The following is an 18,427-nucleotide window of genomic DNA, read 5'->3' as shown; positions in this document are numbered from 1 at the left end:
GCTGGCAGCGCGATCCATGTCAAAACTGGTAGATCACACGCGCGCCGTAGGCCGGCTGCGCACTTCCAAATCCATCGGGCCGGTGGATCGCCCAACCGGCAAATGCATCGATGCTGGCGCCGAACCAGCCGCCGCGCAGCCCCACCGCGCCACCGACCAGACTGCGACTGCGCAGCCCGCTGGCGCTGGTGCCATCGATGCGTCCAGCGTCCAAACCCAGGTAAGGCGTGAGCCCGATCTGCTGCATCGGAAAACTCAAGGTATTGCGCCAATACGCGCCTTTTTCCGCACCCAGGGTCGCTTCGCCATCGAAGCCGCGCACGCTGTACCGGCCACCGATCGTGAAGAATTCCGAGCCAAGCAACAGTTCGCCTGCGGTCTGCGCGCGCAGGCTGCTTTCCCAGGCCATGGGCACCGACCCCAGTTTGAACGGCAGCGCAGTGCTCACATCCAGCGTGGTCACGCCATACCGAAAGCTGGGGAAACCGATTTGCGGGTCATAGCCGGTCCATTGGCTGTTGAACCACGGCGTGCCGCGTCGGTGTGCGATGCGCACATCCAGCTGCATCGCGCCCAGGTAACGCCGATGCGTGAAATAGAACTCGGCACTACTGGTATCGCGCCGCTGGATGCCGATCTCCACGCCGTCCAGATAGCTGCGCGCACGTCGCCGCCCCACTGTCACCCCAGCAGAAGTCTTGCTGGTGCCATCGCGATGCAAGACGCGCTGGATGTCCAGCTGGGCATTACTGGATTCGCCGCTGGACTGGAAGGTCTGCAAGAACCCGTCCACGCGCTGGTGATAGCGGTACGACGACGCCGAGAGCGCAACCGTCCACCAGCCCCACGGCAGGCTGTAGCTCAGACTGTTGCCGCGGGTGCCGCGCTCTTCATCGCGTGTCGCCAGATCGTGGCTGTAGCCGACACTGAGCAGGTCGTTGAGCCCCAACGGATTGTCTAGCGACACATCCAGCCCGCCCTGCACGCGGCCGGTGGCTTCCACGCCCGAATCCTCGGCGTTGACCACACCGCGCCAACGCCGCCCATGCTGCAAGGTGATGACCAGATCCGATTCGCCTGGCGCTTCGCCCGGTGCGATATCGATCTTGGCGTCCTGCGATGGCAGGCGCTTGAACTGCTCCACGGCTTGTTCGATCGCGCGCAAATCCAGCAGATCGCCAGTGCGCAATGGCAAGGCGGTCTTCCAGTGCGCACCGTCGGTATCAGACACCACACGTACCGCACGCAAACGGCCCGGCATCAGTTCGAAGCGCAACTCTCCGCGCGATAAATCCTGTTCGGGCACGCCGATGCGCGTTGTAACAAAACCGCGCGCGACCAGCCGATCCAGTGCGCGACGGCGCATGACATCAATGCCGATGCGGCCGATGCAGCGCCCCTCGTAACGGCGCAGCGATTTCCACAGCCAAGCGAACCGCGCAGCATCCTGGCCCGCGCCCGACAGGCGCACACGCGTGATCGAAAAACACAGCGCCTCTTCGGGAAGCACAGTACTGCGTACGTCCACGCGCTCGGCATCCTCGCGCGGGCCGGCGAAAGGCGCCTGGCGCTCCTGCTCCTGCCGACGCTGAATCTCTTCGGCTTGGCGCAGTTGCTCCTGCCGGTCCAGGCTGGTCGGTGCCGATTGTTGTGCAGCCGCCAGCCCGGCGACCGCCCATAGGCAAGCCGCCAGCGCCAACGGAGCCGATCGCATCCACATCTGTCATGCCCCCTGTGCAACGGTCAGACCTGGGCCTGCCGTTGCTCACATCGCCGCACCTGGCTGCCAAAACGGCAGCACAACCCTTGGGCACGGCGAATGCGGCGCCACTGTGCTGCAGCGTTAAGAGCAGGTCAACGCAGCGTGTAGGGGCCACCCTGTAAGAAAATGCCGACAAATGCATTTATGTGACGGAAATCACTTAAATACCGGACGCCACCGTAAGACGGCCGGCACGCCATCGTGCAGTCAATGCCGCTCAGGGGCGACAAGTTCCGCCAACGCGCATCTATTTATGCAATTACAGGGATGCCTTGAGATGCATATTAATGCGCGGTTGGCAGTTTGCTGGGCTCCGGGCTTACCAGCCCGCTTGCTCCAACGCGGCAACTGCGTCGGACTCAGCGTGATGCTCCACCTTGTACTTTAACCATGCGCTCAGCGCCGGATGTCCTTTCAACAGGCGAATCCGAGCGTTGCGTCGGCTCCGTGCTGCACGCGTGCACCCGCAACCTCCGTTTGTGCCGAACTGCGCATTTATGCCAACCGATCTCAAGTAATGAAGATCTCATCAACATAGTGATGACACTCGCTTTACACGGGCATACGCAGTATCGCCGCACTTCATAGCTGGATCGCTTGTGAACTTCTCTTCCCCCCTGTTTGCACATGCACGTGCAGCGCGGTCGTCCTGACCGTACAGGCGCACTCACTCCCCTGATCAGCCTTGCCTTGTTTGCCGCATGTGTGCCCCTGGCGCACAGCGGCGAAGTGCGGTCGACAGATGTGACTGGCGCCTCCATCGCCCTTACGCCCATGCAGCAAGCCGAGCAATTGCGCGGCCAGCAGCGCTATGCGGAAGCGCTTGCCATCTACGAGCGCGTGTTGCGTGCAGACCCGCGCGACAAAGGCGCGTACACGCTGCGTGCGCTCACGCTCAGCGATCTGGGCAGCGCGCAGCTTGCCGCAGAAGCGATGTGGCGCCACCCGGACTGGTTTTCGCAGCAGGAGCGCGAGCGCATCGACAACGATCGCGTCGCGCGCATGATCGGCTGGGCCAGCGCCGAGCCGGTCGATGCCGCGCACCGCTATGCCGAGACCGATCAGGCGTTGGTCAATGTGGCACGCATCGAGCGCGACGCACCACCACAGGTGGCCTGGGAAGCGACACGGTTGCGCATCGACAGCCTGGTTGCCCTCAATCAGCGTCAGCGCCATCGCGACGTGGTTGCCAACTATCAAGCATTGCGTGCGGAAGGCATTGAGGTGCCCAGCTACGTGCTGCCGACCGTTGGCGATTCGCTGATGGGGCTGCGTCGCCCTGCCGAAGCCGAAACCGTGCTGCGGCAAGCGCTGCAACACAGCCCGGACGACTTCAACACGCAACTACTGCTCGGCTACGCATTGCTGGAGCAAGAACGCTTCGATCAGGCGATGCCGTTGTTCGAGCAGCTGGCCGCGACGCAAGCGCCGTGGCCACGTCGCGCCGGCGCAACCAGCGGCTACGAAAACTGGGACCGCTTCAGCGCCGATGTCGCACTCGCCACCGCGCGCTCTGCAGCCAACGACAACCGAGGTGCAGATCAGGTATTGCGCGAGCGCATCGCAATTGGGTCCGATAATGCCGAGCTGCAAGCGGCACTGGCATCGATCGAATCGCGCCGCGGACACACCACGCAAGCCCTGCAACGCAATCAGATCGCGCTGACGCTGGACCCGCATCAAAAGCAGGCACGCAGCGGCGTGGTCGAAAACCAGCGCGATCTCGATCGCCTGGATCTGGCCGATGCGCAGTTCAAGACCTTGCGCACCGAGTACCCCGATGATGTCGGACTGCAACGGCTGGGTGCGTCGCTGGAGCGCCAACGCGGCTGGCAGGTGCATCTGAGCCATGCGTGGGGACGCAGCAACAACGACAACAGCGCCACCGCAACCTCGCCGCTCGGCAATCATTTCGGCAGCTCGCTGCTGGAAGCCGAATCGCCGCTGCTGGGCGAGCGCTGGCGCGTGGGCTTGCGCGCGCGCGACGACTGGGCCGATTTTCAGGACACCCGCGTGCGCTATCGCAGCTTCTGGCTGGGCACGCACTACCGCTACGACCGGCTGGATCTGAGCGCCTACGGTGGCCGTGCGCTCGATGATTTCGATCGCGATGGCACCGCCTGGGCACTGGACGCGGGTTGGCGATTCTCCAATGCGTGGTACGGCAGCGTTGCCTGGCGCACACGCGACCCGGAGGCATCGTTGCAAGCGCGTCGGTTGGGCATCACCGGCGACAGCATCGGCGCAACGCTGCGCTGGACACCCAGCGATGAAACGCGCTGGGACCTGCAGGCACGCCAGCTGCGTTACAGCGATGGCAATCGGCGTAACCAGCTCGATCTGTCGGGCAGCCAACGCCTGTGGGCACGGCCGCATGCACTGGTCGATGGGCTGATTTCCGCATCCGCCGGGCGTGCCGAAGACGACCGCGTGGTCGATTACTTCAACCCACGCCGCAGCACAGGCGTGGCTGCGGGTGTGCGGATCGAACAGATCGGCTGGCGGCGTTACGACTACGCCTTTCGGCAGCGTCTGGAAGTCACCGCCGGCCCGACCTACCAATCCGGCTTTGGCAGCCAATGGGTGCCCGCGCTGGCCTATCGGCATCTGTGGTCGCTCGGCGATGGCAGCGCGTTGACGTATGGCGTGAGCTGGTCGCGCCCGGTCTACGACGGCCGGCGCGAACAACAACTTGGATTGGACCTGGATTTCCGATGGGGAGGTACGCCTTGATCCGCCTGCCGCTGTTGCTGCTCGCACTGCTGCTGATGACCTTCGCGTCGTCGGCGCATGCGGGTCTGCTGGTGCTCAGCTACCACGATATTCGCGACGACGTCGCCGCCAAAGGCGACCCGGATCGCTACGCAGTGTCCACCAGCAACTTCGCCGCGCATCTGGATTGGCTGCGCTCGCACGCGTATCACCCGGTGAGCGTGCAGCAGGTGCTGGATGCACGCGCCGGCCGGCGCGCCCTGCCCTCGCGGCCGGTGTTGCTCACCTTCGATGACGGCTTGCGCAGCGTCTATACGCGAGTATTTCCGCTGTTGCAGGCCTACGGCTACCCCGCCCTGGTCGCGCCGGTAACCAGCTGGGTCGAACTGCCTGCGGGCAAGGTGGTGCCGTACGGCCCGCGCGATTTCACCCGCGACGACTTCGTCACCTGGGCACAATTGCGCGAGATGCAGGACAGCGGCCTGGTCGAGATCGGCTCGCACAGCGACGACCTGCACCAGGGTATTGCCGCCAATCCGTTCGGCAACCAGACCCCTGCGGCAGTCACCCGGCTGTGGGATGCGAGCAGCGGCTACGAAAACGAAGCCGACTATCGCCAGCGCATCGAAACCGATCTGCGGCATAGCCGCGATGCCATCGTGGCGCATCTGGGCAAGCCGCCGCGCACGATGGTGTGGCCGTATGCCGCCTACAACCGCGCCAGCAACGCCATTGCCGCGCAACTGGGCATGACGCTCAGTTTCGATCTGGAAGGCCGCTCGCACGAAGCCGATATCGGCCAGCAAGGCCGCGACCGCGTGGATGGGCAATCTCTGGCCAGCCTCGGGCGCTTGTTGTTGTTCAACAACCCCGACGTGCGCGACCTGGCCGGCGAACTGCGCCGCGATCTGTCGCGCGATGGGCTGCGCGCCATCCAGATCGACCTGGATTACGTCTACGACCCGGACCCCGCACAGCTGGCGCGCAACCTCGACATCCTGGTTCAGCGCGTCAAGGACATCGGGCCCAGCCACGTCTTCCTGCAGGCCTTTGCCGACCCGGATGGCGATGGCGCGGCCGATGCGCTGTATTTCCCCAACCGGCATCTGCCGATGCGTGCGGATCTGTTCGGGCGTGTCGCCTGGCAGTTGCGTACCCGTGCAGGCGTGCGCGTATTCGCCTGGTTGCCGGTGCTCGGCTTCCATCTACCCGACGCGCAGCAACAGGCCGCATTGCAGATCCATGCGAACGACCCGAAGGATGTGCCGCGTCTGGACCCGGGCAACCCGCGCACCCGCCAATTGGTGGCCGACGTCTACGAAGACCTTGCCGCGAATGCCTACTTTGAAGGCCTGCTGTTCCATGACGATGCCTACCTGCGCGATGACGACGTGCCGGCCTACGGCGGCGGCGATCCGGCCAAGCGCACGCAGGCGCTGATCGACTTCACTCAGCAGCTCAAGGTCGCCGCAGAGCGCTGGCGCCCCAAGCTGGTCACGGTGCGCAATTTGTTCGCGCAGCCGGTGCTGGAGCCGCACAGCGAAGCGTGGTTTGCGCAGCGTCTGGACGCTTTTTCTGCCGCCTACGACTACACCGCGCTGATGGCGATGCCCTACATGGAAAAAGCCGACGACCCGCAGCAGTGGCTCACGCAACTGGCCACGCGCGTCGGTCAGCAGCCACATGGTTTCGACAAGACCATCTTCGAACTGCAGACCGTGGATTGGCGCAGCGGCAAGCCGCTACCTGATGGCGTGCTACTGGCGCATTCCAGGTTGCTGCTGGCGGCCGGCGTGCGTCATCTGGCGTATTACCCCGACGATTTCATTGGCGGCCATCCGTCCCTGCCCGAAGCGCGCGAAGCCATCTCGGCCCGCCAATTCCCCTATATCGAGCGATGACCGATGACGACCAGCCTCTTACTGGCCGCCCTGTTCAACTTCGCGTTTTACTACCCGATCATCATGGCGTTTTTCTGGATGATCGGCGGTATCTACTACTACCTGCGGCGCGAACGCGGCACGCCAGGGCCGTCCAAGCCGCCGCCGATGGCCAGCGAGCCGTTCGTGTCGTTGCTGATGCCTTGCTACAACGAGGCCAAGCATGTCGCCGAAACCATCGCAGCGATGAGTGCGCAGCACTACGCGGACTTCGAGATCATTGCCATCAACGACGGCAGTACCGACCGCACCGCCGAAGTCCTCGACGACCTCACGCATCATCATCCGCGCTTGCGGGTGGTGCATCTTGAGCAGAACCACGGCAAGGCCAACGCCTTGCGGGTCGGCACGCTTGCGGCGCGGTCCGATTATCTTGTGTGCGTGGATGCCGATGCGATTCTCGATCCGCATGCAACGCGCTGGATGGTGGGTCACCTGATTTCCGGCCCCCGCGTCGGCGGCGTTACCGGCAACCCGCGCGTGCGCAATCGCACCACGCTGATGGGCCGCATGCAGGTCGGCGAGTTCTCCGCGATCGTGGGCCTGATCAAGCGCGCCCAACGCGTGTACGGCCGCCTGTTCACCGTGTCCGGTGTGATCTGCGCGTTTCGTCGCTCGGCCCTGCACCACGTCGGCTTTTGGTCCGACAACATGGTCACCGAAGACATCGACATCTCCTGGCGCCTGCAGCTCGATGGCTGGGACATCCGTTACGAGCCCAACGCGCTGTGCTGGATCCTGATGCCCGAAACCTTCGGCGGCCTGTGGATGCAGCGCCTGCGCTGGGCGCGCGGTGGCGTCGAGGTACTGCTGAGCCATGGCCGCCGCGCACTGGCCTGGCGCAGCCGGCGCATGTGGGCAGTGCTGCTGGAATACACGCTGAGCCTGATCTGGGCCTACGTGATGTTGTTCATCATCGTGCTGTGGGTGCTCGGCAAGTTCATCGCGATGCCGCCTGCGTTGTATGTCGACACCATCCTGCCGCGTTGGCACGGCCTGGTGCTGGCAGTGGTCTGCCTGCTGCAGTTCGGCACCAGCCTGATCATCGAACGTCGCTACGAAAAAGGCCTGGCACGCCAGTTTTTCTGGGTGATCTGGTACCCCGCTGCCTTCTGGATGATCGGCATGCTCACTGCCGTCATCGCCTTCCCCCGCGCTCTCATCGCACGCCGCAATAAACGCGCGCGATGGAAGAGCCCCGACCGAGGAATCCAATGACCCCGCCCATCATCAACCTGCCGCAACGCCTCGGCCGCTCGCGCCGTCTCGCCTACGGCGCCGCCACCGCCGGCGCCTGGATGGTCTATTTCTATCTCTGGGCACCGCTGGCCACGCTGATCGCCTGGTTCTTCGGCCTGCGCAGCGCGTACACCGAGCTCTATCTGCAGCACAACGCCATCGACCCGTTCGCCCTCGGCGCACTGCCAGTTATCGCGCTGATGGCCGCCATCACCACGGTCGGCTGGGCCGAATACAACCGCCTACGCTTCGCCAATGCCGACAAGCGCAAACGCCCCCGCACCGTCGCCGAACTGGAAGTGGACCAGCGCCTGGGCGCCACCGAACAACTCGGCACCCTGCTCCGCCACAGCCGTATCTCGTCGGTGTCGATGGATAAGTCCGCACGGCCGGTGGGGGTGCGGGTGTTGAGGCATAGGTGAGAAAGGTAGCGTTTGCGTAACGACAAACGAGCTAGTGCCTATTTTGCGCGGGCAGGCCCTGCCTCCCAAGCACTCCTCAGACAAGCACTACTCAGAAAGGTATCGGAATGCCTTCACCGGTGACGCCCCGAATCTTGGCAATAACACGCTCAGCGTGTTCTCTCGCCTCACGTTCACTGCGAAATTTGAAGCCACGCAGCCAGAGTATGTGACGTGTCCGGCCTTCGATGCGCCTACTCAAAATGCCGGCCAAGGACTTGCCCTTTTCATCAGTCTCCACATGGGCGGTCACCGTCCATCCATCAATTTCGCGCATGGTCATATCAATCTCTCCTTAGATGTAGCGGAGGCTGCTTGGCCGCACCATCGCCATCAGGATCCTGATTCGGCGCGGTGTTGCCGAAGGCCTCGCCCTTCAAGCTCCAACTCCACACCGCGACATCGCGGGTGGGGTCGATCACCACGCGTGGGCGGCCTAGGTGATCGGGTTCGATGTAGTGCAGTTTGTTCGCGTTGGCAAGCAGGCCGACCGGCAGGTCATCCTGCCAGATCGCCTGTCTTTCGAATGCGCCGTTGCTGTCACCCAGCCAGTGGCTGGCTTCATCGTAGAGCGTGTACGTGTTGGTGGTGCCGAGGAAGCGGCGCACCTGCTCGCCACGGCCGTTGTGGCGGTAGTTCATGGTCACCGCGCCGGCGCGGCGGGCCTGGGTCATGCGGCTGGTGGTGTCGTAGGTGTACTGGCGGGCGGTGCCGCCGATGGCGGTGGTGCTGCCGGTGGCATCGTAAGTCCGGACCACACTAGCGACGGCGTTAAGGCGACAACTGTCGGTCGGATAGGCGTAGGTCTGCGTGGCAGTACCAACTTTGGCACTGAGGCGGTTACCGGTGGCGTTGTAGCTGTAGCCTTCTATCACCATGACGACCGGGCCTTCCTTGAACGCGGTCAGTCGGCCCAGTGCATCGTAGTCTAGGCTGACCACCGGAGCGGTATTGCCTGCTGCGGTCAGGGCGCTGAAGTTACCGGCCGGGTCGAAGCTGAAGCCGGTGCTCAGGCTGCCGCTGCTGGTGTCGTTGATGGCTAATGGGCGATAGTCCTGGTTCAGCACGCGCTGCATCGGGCGGCCGTTGCCGTAGGACCAGCTCGCCACCGGACCGAACGGGTAGTGTGGCATTGCCCAGCACCACCTGGCGGCTGCCGCCAGCCGGGGTGACGCCCACTTCCGTGGTCTGGCCCTGGGCGTTGCGAACATGATCCACCGCCGCGGCGTCGGGATAGGTAAGGCAGCTCAGTTGGCCGGCTTTGGTGTAGGCATAACGCAACACGAATACCTTGCCGTCGGTGGTCTGTACCTTGCACACCAGTATTACCGAAGCGGGCGTAGCAATAGTCGATGCTGCCGCTACGGTCTTGCATGCCGACCAGGCGGCCTATGGCGTAGGTCTGACCGCTAGCGCACGTGGCCTGGCTACGTCATAGGCATAGGCATAGGCATAGGCATAGGTGACGCTAAGGCTGCTGGTCGGATGGGCTACATAGTCAGCTGGCCCAGGGCGTTGTATCTGCATGAGATATCCCCACAGCTTTTTCCTTGATCTTTCCCCAGGCGAATTGTCAAAACCAATTACTTTTTTCCGGCGGGCTTTCAATTATTTGCAGAAGGTCATCGTGCTTTCTAGTGTACTTTATTGTTGCAAACGTCCCCATATAAGTCATCGCACCAGAATCAGGACTTGCGGAAAATATAAAAAAATTCCCCTTTTCTGGCTGAACTCCAATCTTCCCCAGAAATAGCTGAACATCAAGTATTTGTGAAATTTTCGCTCGCGGGCTAGCTAGAATCACAGTCTTACGGGCACAATTTTTGAAAAAAACATCGAATGACTCTCGCCCTTTGACGGGACGTTCGTTCACTTTCATAACCTCAACCCCTTTAACCAGGTCAAGTTCCACTATAACCAAATCCCTGGAATCGCAAGAGGTTGAAGCTGCAACACATGAAGCGTAAAGAATCCCAGCAACGCCAATAGCTACAGCAGCCAAGTGCCTCATTTTAGTCTCCCGTATAACGTAAAACGGTCGAGCCTTCGGGGAATTGATCAACTCCGGCAGGTCCAACGTATATGTCGTGCGCCCCCATCGTAGTGACGCCGCCATTCGTTCCTGGAACTACTATAGCAGTATGCCCCGTCGAGTTTGGACCCACATTTCTGTTTGCTGCAATGTCCCCGGGCATTCTTTCTTCGTACTTGCCCAGCCGCCTCCAATCTGGAATGTATCCTTTTGCCAGTTCGGCGGCAGTGGCGCACCTATCTGTCTGTTGATCATTTTTACTTCTGATCGCAACAGTCGTTGGCGCTCCTGCAGCCGAGGCCGCATCACAAACAAATGACGAGCACTTCCAAGACTCTGCGGGATATTGGATAGATCTAGACTGGTAAAAACCGTAAACAGTTGATCCTACCTTTTGCATCGCCCAACTCGATATATTGTTGCGCTTCTGCAAATTGGTTGAGCTTCCCTCAACAAGACCAAGCACGTCAAATTTTTCCAGGGAACTACCACCAGCATATGAAAAAGTACTGAGTCCGCCCAATAGACCGATTGGGTCACTCTGCACGTATCGACCAGTCCCCGGCTCATAATCCCGGAAGTAGTTCTGATTCAAGCCACTCGCCGCATCGTACCGCTGCCCCGGAAAGCGCGTATCCAACACCAACGCCGCACCATCCCCGTCAGGGTCCTGATTCGGCGCGGTATTGCCAAAGGCTTCGCCCTTCAAGCTCCACGTCCATACCGCCACATCGCGCGTGGGGTCGATCACCACGCGCGGGCTGCCCAGGTGATCGGGTTCGATGTAGTGCAGTTTGTTAGCGTTGGCGAGCAGGCCGACCGGTAGATCGTCCAGCCAGATCGCTTGTTGCTTGGGAGTGCCATTGGTGTCGTAGTCGCCCAGCCAGTGGCCGGACTCGTCATAGATGGTGTAGGTGTTAGCTGTGCCGAGGAATCGGCGGACTTGCTCGCCCTTCCCGTTGTAGCGGTACTCGCGAGCCACCGCGCCATTGCGCTTGACCTGACTCATGCGGCCGGTTACGTCGTAAACGAATTCGCGCTCAGTTCCGTTGATCGAGGTTGTGTCGCCTACGGCGTTGTAGACACGTGGTATTGCACCCACTTTCGTTAGCCGATGGCTGTTCGCTTCATAGGTGTAAGCGACCTCGCCGGCGGCCGACTTACTGCTCTGCCGGTTGCCGGTCTTGTCGTAGCTGTAGCCATCCAGCACCGTGCCGGTCACGCCGTCCTTGAACTCGGTCAACCGGCCAAGCGGGTCATAGCCCAGCGTGACATCCGCAACAGTGCCGCCGGCAGGGGTCAGCTTGGACAAATTGCCGACCGGATCGAAGCCAAAGCCGACATCCAGACCTCCGGCGCTGGTGTCCTGAATTGCTTTCGGGCGATAGTCCTGATCATAGGCGCGTGTCAGTACGCGGCCATTGCCATAGGTCCAGCCTGCGATCGGGCCAAGCGGCAGATAGCTGATGTTCTTCAGCAGGATCTGGCGGGTACCTGCCGCAGGCGTATAGCCCACTTCTGTGACCTGCCCCAGCCTGTTGCGGACATAGTCCACCTTGGCGCCATCGGGATAGACCACGCTGGTCAGGCGACCAGCTGCGGTGTAGGCATAGCGCAGCGCCAAGGCCTTGCCATTGGTGGTCTGCAACTTACGCACAACCTCACCGAAGCGGTTGTAGCAATACTCTGTCGTCCCGCTGCTGTCCTTGATGGAAGCAAGGCGGCCTGTTGCAAAGGTCTCTCCTGACTGGCAACTGGCGGGCGCGGAATCGTAGCTATAAGTAATGTTGAAAGCGCTAGTCGGATAGCTCAGCTTGGTCAATCGTCCCAACGCGTCGTAGCTTGAACTGATTTTGACCCCGCGGGCAGTCGCTTCGAGTGTACGGTTACCGGCAGCATCGTAGCTGTAGGTCGTTGCGCCGGTATCCGGACTAGTCAGCTTGCTGAGGTCGCCGAGGCTGTTGTAATCGTAACGAGTAGTCAGGCCCTTAGGATCGATGAAAGCGGTCACGCGGTCCAGCGCATCCATTTGTTGCGTTGTTTCCACCGCCAGCCCGCCTACATCCTGAAGCGTATGTGCGATACGGCGCAAAGGATCGGGATCCAATTGTGTCTTGCGACCCAGTGCATCGGTCATCAATTTTAGATCACCGTTGAGATCATACGAAAAATCAGTCGGATTAGCAGACGCATCCGCCTGTGTCTGCAATTGCCCTAGCTTGTTGTAAATGCGAGTTAGAGTTTTCTTGACATTGCCGGATGGATCTTTGACATCTTCCTTCAGCCGATTTCCTGCAACATCCAGCGAATAATGCAAATTATTACCAGCACCGTCAGTTATGTCTGTCAAACGGTGCGCCGCATCATAGTCATACGTTACTATGTCGCCATCAGGCCCGATAACCTGACTGACGTTGCCTGTCTCGTCATACTTGATCATCGTTACACGATCCTGGGCAGAAGCACCGCCACTGGCATCGGACCTGGTGATCTTGGACGTCAGCCATCCGCGAGGCGAGTAGCCAAAGTCAGTCGTGACCCCGTTTGAATCGAGAACCCGTGCCGGCCTCCCATTGCTGTCATATGACGCATAAGTGGTGACCTGCCCTAACGCATCTGTGATTTGAAAGATGTCACCAACCCGGTGGCATTGCCCGCCTACCGTGCCACATCCAGATTCATCACTAGAGCTGAAATAGCGGTATGCTTTGACATCGCTCACATCTGTACGAGGCCCGTCTACCGAGAGAACCAAACCGACCTGCGGACAATTGACTGCGTCGACTTTTTCACAGTAGCTTGTGCGCCACTGACGGACGCCAGCAGGTGCATTTGCCGCGCTTCCACACACGTATGAAACAGCTGTCGTCACAGCGGTGTTGATCTCGCAGCTGGCGGTCTGCAAACCGCTGACGCTGTAAGCCCATTTCGATTTCGCCTTGACTGCATTACTAGCGTCAAGAACAGTTCGTTCAAGCGGTTCACGGATAGTCGTGTCCCAGACAGTATTCATAGTTCTCTGTTGCGCAGAGCCTACCGCATCAATCTGCTGCTGAAGCAAACCATTGGTATCGAAGCTGGTCTGCGTCTTGTTACCCTGAAAATCCATCGTAGACGCGATGTAACCATTCGCATCATATGTAATGGCCTTGTACGGTTGATTGCATTGCGTGCCGCACGGCAAACCAGAGCTTGCAAAGCGGATTGCGCCAGTCGCAGCATCAACAAACTTCAAGTAACTACGCACACCTAAGGGGCCAATCACAGAAGAATTGACTATTCCGTTAGTGGAATATGCGTCGTAATCAATTTTCGTAGTGTCAACTCCACCAGCAAATGATGCAGAGGTTGCTTTTCTCGATGATTGATATGTGATCGTTTCATACCTAACACCTTTTTCATCAATTACGCCAGTCAGCACGCCAGGAAGCTTATTCCCCGCCGTAAAGCTGCTCTCATTGTAAAGATAGCCGATCGATTTCCCATCTGGGTATTTCACCGAAGCAAGGTATCCATTTGCGTCATATGAGTAAAATATCCTGCCTTTATCAGGTAGCGTTACTCCTGCCAATTTTGACGCACTATCGTAATCAAAGAGAATTTGCCGACCGCTTCTATCGGCCACACTCAAAAGAATTCCGCCGCCCACACCTGTAGCATCAGGGAGGCTGTAGGTCAGTAAATACACCCTCTGACCTGCCTTATCGTAGACCTCCTGCAAGAGACCCTTTGCGTCATAAATCTCTGTCTGCTGCGTCGCTGAAATCGCCAATGCGAAGCCTGCTCCGTCGGGCCGTTCGACAAGCGTCTCTGAGTAATCGGCACTAGCCTTCCATACTCCGTTAGTCAGCTGGAACGTCACCGAGCTTCCATCTGGACGATAAGCATTGATCGCTTGAGTGTCAGTTACCGCGCTCGTGGAGCGCTGAATCTCCAGACTCCGATCAAAGAAATGGCGCCACTGCTGTCCCATTGAAGTCGAGGAAACCGACAACGAGCTATTGTAAAATCGACGAAACACAAGACCACTCGGGTTATCGTAGTCTGTATCTTGACGATAAAAATTTCCTGTCGCGGTATTGATTGGATCGCCTTCAAAAACTGATCCAGGTTTGTTCGCGACGGCAGCACTATCACGGCTACCGCGTGGGCCAGTTCCGTCCCTGCCAGCGCCAAGACCGCCGCTACAGGGCATGCTGCAGCTGCCAAGATTTTTCTTTGGCGAGCCGACGGCATACTTTGTCGCTTCCACGAAATAGCCCAGTCCGGTTGGGTCATTGGGCCACATCACAAACGCGCCTGTTGTGGTTGCGCTATATTTGACAACTGGCCAAGACGAACAACCCTGAGGTTTCGACATGCAACCTTTGGTCATTTGCCCAACCAGCCACTCGGCGCCCGCGCTCGCTGAACCAAATGAACGATTTCCATAGATCGAATTAACGTAATACGGCGCGCCGTAGTAAGACGCAGCACTCACGTCAACTGACGTTACCGATAACAAACCTATTAGCATTAGAACGAACAGGCGAAAAGCCTTAATACCTTCCGATGGCATGATATTCACATCACTCTCCCTGTGATTAAAATTTTATTTTATTGTTTGCTCGATACTACCTAGGATAGATGTCGGAAATTTGACACTACTGTGTACGCAGCCTACTGACCCGCTTGGCGCGCGTCAATGCGTGCAGCGATGGTTAGGCAGATGCAGACATTCACTCCCCCACTGCGTTAGCTGTTTCGACGAAACCGGCCTGGTGCAGTTAGGCACCCGGCATTTCCCGAACGTCGTTGCCCTAAACTCGCACGATAGTGCCTTTGCTGAGGAGCCTGCGCGACAAACCTGCCCCCGAGTAGCAAGCCAGGTACGCAACGAGCGCCTTCACCCTCTCCACCGTGCACTACAAAGATCGCGAGCGCACCAGCCTTGCCAACGACCTAAAATTCTTGGCCAAGCGCAGACGTAAGGTGTAGAAGCTGAGAGCTATGCGGCGCGTAATAGTATTTCGCGCCGCGAGGTCATGATGGGCGGATTGGCAAAAACTGCGTGTACGAGACACGGAGGCGTGCGCAAGCTAGTCAGTCCCATCCTAACGTGACCAATGTTGCCGGTGCAGCGCACCAAGTGCTTGATTCCTGGTGACCCCGGCCCGATTCGAACGGGCGACCTTCCCCTTAGGAGGGGGACGCTCTATCCAGCTGAGCTACGGGGCCAAGGGCGGCATTGTCGCATGTTCAGCCAGCTTGCCAAGCCGGCCGGGGGTGGGTGGGTGGGTGGAGCCTGCTAAAATCGGCGGCTACCCGTGTCGCTGCAGGCCTTGGCTGCCGCGCGACCGCCACCGTTTCCAGGAGATTCCATGTCCGCTGACCTGCTCAAGGCGCTCGACCTCGCTGCGTCCAATTCCGGCACTTACCTCGGCGAGGCGACCTGGTCGCAGGCCACCGGCGCCGGCGTGCTGCAGCCGCTCAATCCGACCACCAATGCGGTCATCGCCGATGTGCAGGCGACCACGCCGGACGACTACGAGCTGATCGTGGCGCGCGCGCAGGCGGCCTTTAAGGTATGGCGGACCACGCCTGCGCCGCGCCGTGGCGAAGCCGTTCGCCTGTGTGGCGAGGCGCTGCGCAAGCACAAGGATGCGCTCGGTTCGCTGGTGGCCTTGGAAATGGGCAAGAGCAAGCCCGAAGGCGATGGCGAAGTGCAGGAGATGATCGACATCGCCGACTTTGCCGTGGGCCAGAGCCGCATGCTCTATGGCTACACCATGCATTCGGAGCGTCCCGGTCACCGCATGTATGAGCAGTACCAACCGCTGGGGCTGGTGGGCATCATCAGCGCGTTCAACTTCCCGGTGGCGGTGTGGGCGTGGAATGCGTTTTTGGCGGCGATTTGCGGCGATATCTGCATCTGGAAGCCGTCCAACAAGACGCCGCTGACCGCGATCGCCACGATGAAGATCTGCAATGCGGCGTTGAAAGACGCCGGTTTCCCGGACATCTTCTTCCTGATCAACGATGCCGGCACTTCCCTGTCGGAAAAGCTGGTCGAAGACACCCGCATCCCGCTGATCAGCTTCACCGGCTCGACCCAGATCGGTCGTGTGGTGGCCGAGAAGGTTGCGCACCGCCTGGGCCGTTGCCTGCTGGAGCTGGGCGGCAACAACGCCATCATCCTGGACGACACCGCCGACCTGAAGCTTGCGATCCCCGGCATTGTGTTCGGCGCGGTCGGCACTGCCGGGCAGCGCTGCACCACCACGCGCCGCCTGATCGTGCATGCGTCCATCTACGACAACGTGCTGGCCACGCTGGTCAAGGCGTACAAGCAGCTCGACAGCAAGATCGGCGACCCCACCGACCCGGCAAACCTGATGGGCCCGCTCAACAGCCGCGGCGCGGTGGAGCAGTTTCTGGCCTCGATCGCCAAGGCCAAGGCCGCTGGCGGCACGGTGGAAGTGGGCGGCACCGCGATCGATCGCCCGGGCAACTTCGTGTTGCCGGCGATTGTCACCGGGCTGCAGAACAGCGACGCGGTGGTGCAGCACGAGACCTTCGCACCCATCCTGTACGTGATGAAGTACAGCACGCTGGATGAGGCGATCGACCTGCAGAACGGCGTGCCGCAGGGCCTGTCGTCGTCGATCTTTACCCAGGACCTGAAAGCGGCCGAGAAGTTCCTGTCCGCTGCGGGCAGCGATTGCGGCATTGCCAATGTCAACATCGGCACCTCCGGTGCGGAGATCGGCGGCGCGTTCGGTGGCGAGAAGGAAACCGGCGGCGGTCGCGAGTCCGGCTCGGATGCGTGGAAGGTCTACATGCGTCGCCAGACCAACACCATTAATTACTCCGACTCGCTGCCGCTGGCACAGGGCATCAAGTTCGATCTGTAATCGATCACATCGCAGCGCGCCCGGCCATGGCCGGCGCGCTGCAGGCGTCGCATGGACACCCTCTGCTACGGGCGGCCTGCAATCGCGATAGAGAGAGCGGTACGCGCCACCCCGCAGCGGTTCGCCAAGGGCCGCTGACGTCTCGGCCGGGACCGGAGCCCATTCGGTAACGCCTCCCTGCCCCACGCAATCAGACAGTTCAGGCCCCTCTTCCCGGCCACTGATGGCCCGACGATCGCGTTTCCGCCGCAGACGGCACGCCATTCGGGCGGCCGCTCTGGGATAATCGGGCCACGCCAGCCCTCTGCTGCCGCCAATCTCTAGGAGTTCATGATGAACGTTGTCGTTCGACAGACCAGTGCCATGGCGATCGTCAGCCTGGTCGCAGGCATTCTCGGCTGGACGCTGATCCCGTTCCTCGGCAGCGTGTGCGCCATCATCACCGGCCACCTGGCGCGCGCAGAAATCCGCCGCAACCCGCAGGGGCTGGAAGGCGACGGCTTGGCGATCGGCGGGCTGATCCTCGGCTGGCTGGCAGCGGCCATGTGGCTGATCGGCATTGCAATCTTTGTCCTGTTCTTTGGCGGCATGGCCTGGCTTGCGGCCGCAAACAGTTGAGCATGGCCGCGCCCTCCTCGGCCCAGCGTTTCAACGACCGCGTGGCGGCCTATGTGCGCTACCGGCCCAGTTATCCGCCGCAGTTGCTGCGCTGGCTGCATGACGAACTTGGCATCACCCCAGCGACCGCGGTGGCCGATATCGGCGCCGGCACCGGCATTTCCAGCCGGCTATTCCTGGAAGCCGGCTATGCGGTCACGGCAGTGGAGCCGAATCCGGCCATGCGTGAAGCCGCGCAGCAATGGCTGGCGGGTTTCCCCAAGTTTCAGGCCATCGATGGCACGGCCGAAGCCACCGGGCTGGCCGATGCCAGCATGGGTCTGGTTTCTGCCGCGCAGGCCTTTCATTGGTTCGACACCCAGGCCATCCGTGCCGAATGGGCGCGCGTGCTGCGGCCCGATGGGCTGGCGGTGATCTACTGGAACTCGCGCGAGCTGGATACCACCGCCTTCTTGCGCGGCTACGAGCAACTATTGCTGGACTACGGCACCGACTACTCGGCAGTGGCAGAGCGCTATCAGGACGATGCGACCATGCAGGCGTGGTTCGGCGATGGGTTCCGTGCGATGGCGCGCTTTCCCAATGTGCAACGACTGGATTTCGACGCACTGCGCGGCCGCCTGTTGTCGTCTTCGTACGCGCCGCTCGCACACGACCCACGCCATGCGCCGATGCTCGCCGCGCTGCGCACGCTGTTCGACGCGCATGCACAGGACGGGCAGATCGACTTCCAATACCAGACCCGCGTGTTCGCAGGAAAATTGAACTGA

The 18,427-nt window shown here is 60.7% G+C and carries 11 protein-coding genes, 1 tRNA gene and 1 pseudogene; 7 read left to right on the top strand and 6 right to left on the bottom strand.

The features are described from left to right. Positions 1-19: 19 nt before the first annotated feature. Positions 20-1,720 (bottom strand): ShlB/FhaC/HecB family hemolysin secretion/activation protein, encoded by a 1,701-nt coding sequence (locus ASF90_RS21030; RefSeq protein ID WP_055854867.1) that lies wholly within the window; start codon positions 1,718-1,720, stop codon positions 20-22. A gap of 816 nt (positions 1,721-2,536) precedes the next feature. Here ASF90_RS21030 and ASF90_RS21025 point away from each other — a divergent pair. From ASF90_RS21025 to pgaD, 4 genes are read left to right on the top strand one after another with little or no spacing between them, the layout of a single operon-like run. Next, entirely contained in the window at positions 2,537-4,495 is a 1,959-nt protein-coding gene (locus tag ASF90_RS21025; RefSeq protein WP_055854864.1) for a tetratricopeptide repeat protein, read from the top strand. Further along, positions 4,477-6,375 (top strand): poly-beta-1,6-N-acetyl-D-glucosamine N-deacetylase PgaB, encoded by a 1,899-nt coding sequence (pgaB, locus tag ASF90_RS21020; protein WP_055854861.1) that lies wholly within the window; start codon positions 4,477-4,479, stop codon positions 6,373-6,375. Before ASF90_RS21025 ends, pgaB begins: the two co-directional genes overlap by 19 nt. Before the next feature lie 3 nt (positions 6,376-6,378). Next, positions 6,379-7,632 (top strand): poly-beta-1,6-N-acetyl-D-glucosamine synthase, encoded by a 1,254-nt coding sequence (pgaC, locus tag ASF90_RS21015; RefSeq protein ID WP_055854858.1) that lies wholly within the window; start codon positions 6,379-6,381, stop codon positions 7,630-7,632. Next, positions 7,629-8,075: a poly-beta-1,6-N-acetyl-D-glucosamine biosynthesis protein PgaD gene (gene pgaD, locus ASF90_RS21010; RefSeq protein WP_055854855.1), complete on the top strand. Its 447-nt coding sequence runs from the start codon at positions 7,629-7,631 to the stop codon at positions 8,073-8,075. The genes pgaC and pgaD overlap by 4 nt, the downstream gene beginning before the upstream one ends. A gap of 91 nt (positions 8,076-8,166) precedes the next feature. On the opposite strand, the gene ASF90_RS21005 is transcribed toward pgaD, so the two are convergent. From ASF90_RS21005 to ASF90_RS20990, 5 genes and pseudogenes are all read right to left on the bottom strand, one after another. Then, a complete protein-coding gene (locus ASF90_RS21005; protein ID WP_055854851.1) occupies positions 8,167-8,397 on the bottom strand; it encodes a hypothetical protein in 231 nt (76 codons plus the stop codon). Positions 8,398-8,431: 34 nt separating this feature from the next. After that, positions 8,432-9,608: pseudogene (locus tag ASF90_RS21000) on the bottom strand (RHS repeat protein); the annotation flags it as partial. Positions 9,609-9,687: 79 nt separating this feature from the next. After that, the gene (locus ASF90_RS23740) at positions 9,688-10,125 is read right to left on the bottom strand and encodes a hypothetical protein (RefSeq protein ID WP_153066544.1); all 438 of its coding nucleotides are present in this window, start codon (positions 10,123-10,125) and stop codon (positions 9,688-9,690) included. A 1-nt stretch (position 10,126) separates the two neighbouring features. Then, positions 10,127-14,704, bottom strand: a complete 4,578-nt coding sequence (locus ASF90_RS20995) for a DUF6531 domain-containing protein (protein ID WP_330218882.1) — start codon at positions 14,702-14,704, stop codon at positions 10,127-10,129. 582 nt (positions 14,705-15,286) lie between these two features. Then, a tRNA-Arg gene (locus ASF90_RS20990) sits at positions 15,287-15,363 on the bottom strand. Positions 15,364-15,506: 143 nt separating this feature from the next. Here ASF90_RS20990 and ASF90_RS20985 point away from each other — a divergent pair. The 3 genes from ASF90_RS20985 (at position 15,507) to ASF90_RS20975 (ending at position 18,427) form a co-directional block, all read left to right on the top strand. After that, a complete protein-coding gene (locus ASF90_RS20985) occupies positions 15,507-17,039 on the top strand; it encodes an aldehyde dehydrogenase family protein (RefSeq protein ID WP_055854848.1) in 1,533 nt (510 codons plus the stop codon). 333 nt (positions 17,040-17,372) lie between these two features. Beyond that, a complete protein-coding gene (locus ASF90_RS20980) occupies positions 17,373-17,657 on the top strand; it encodes a DUF4190 domain-containing protein (protein ID WP_055854845.1) in 285 nt (94 codons plus the stop codon). Between the two features lie 2 nt (positions 17,658-17,659). Further along, positions 17,660-18,427, top strand: coding sequence for a class I SAM-dependent methyltransferase (locus ASF90_RS20975; protein ID WP_055854842.1), 768 nt, complete (start codon positions 17,660-17,662; stop codon positions 18,425-18,427).

Origin of the sequence: Xanthomonas sp. Leaf148, assembly GCF_001423585.1 — a bacterium.
Classification (GTDB): Bacteria; Pseudomonadota; Gammaproteobacteria; order Xanthomonadales; family Xanthomonadaceae; genus Xanthomonas.
This window is presented reverse-complemented; position numbering and strand designations above follow the sequence as displayed.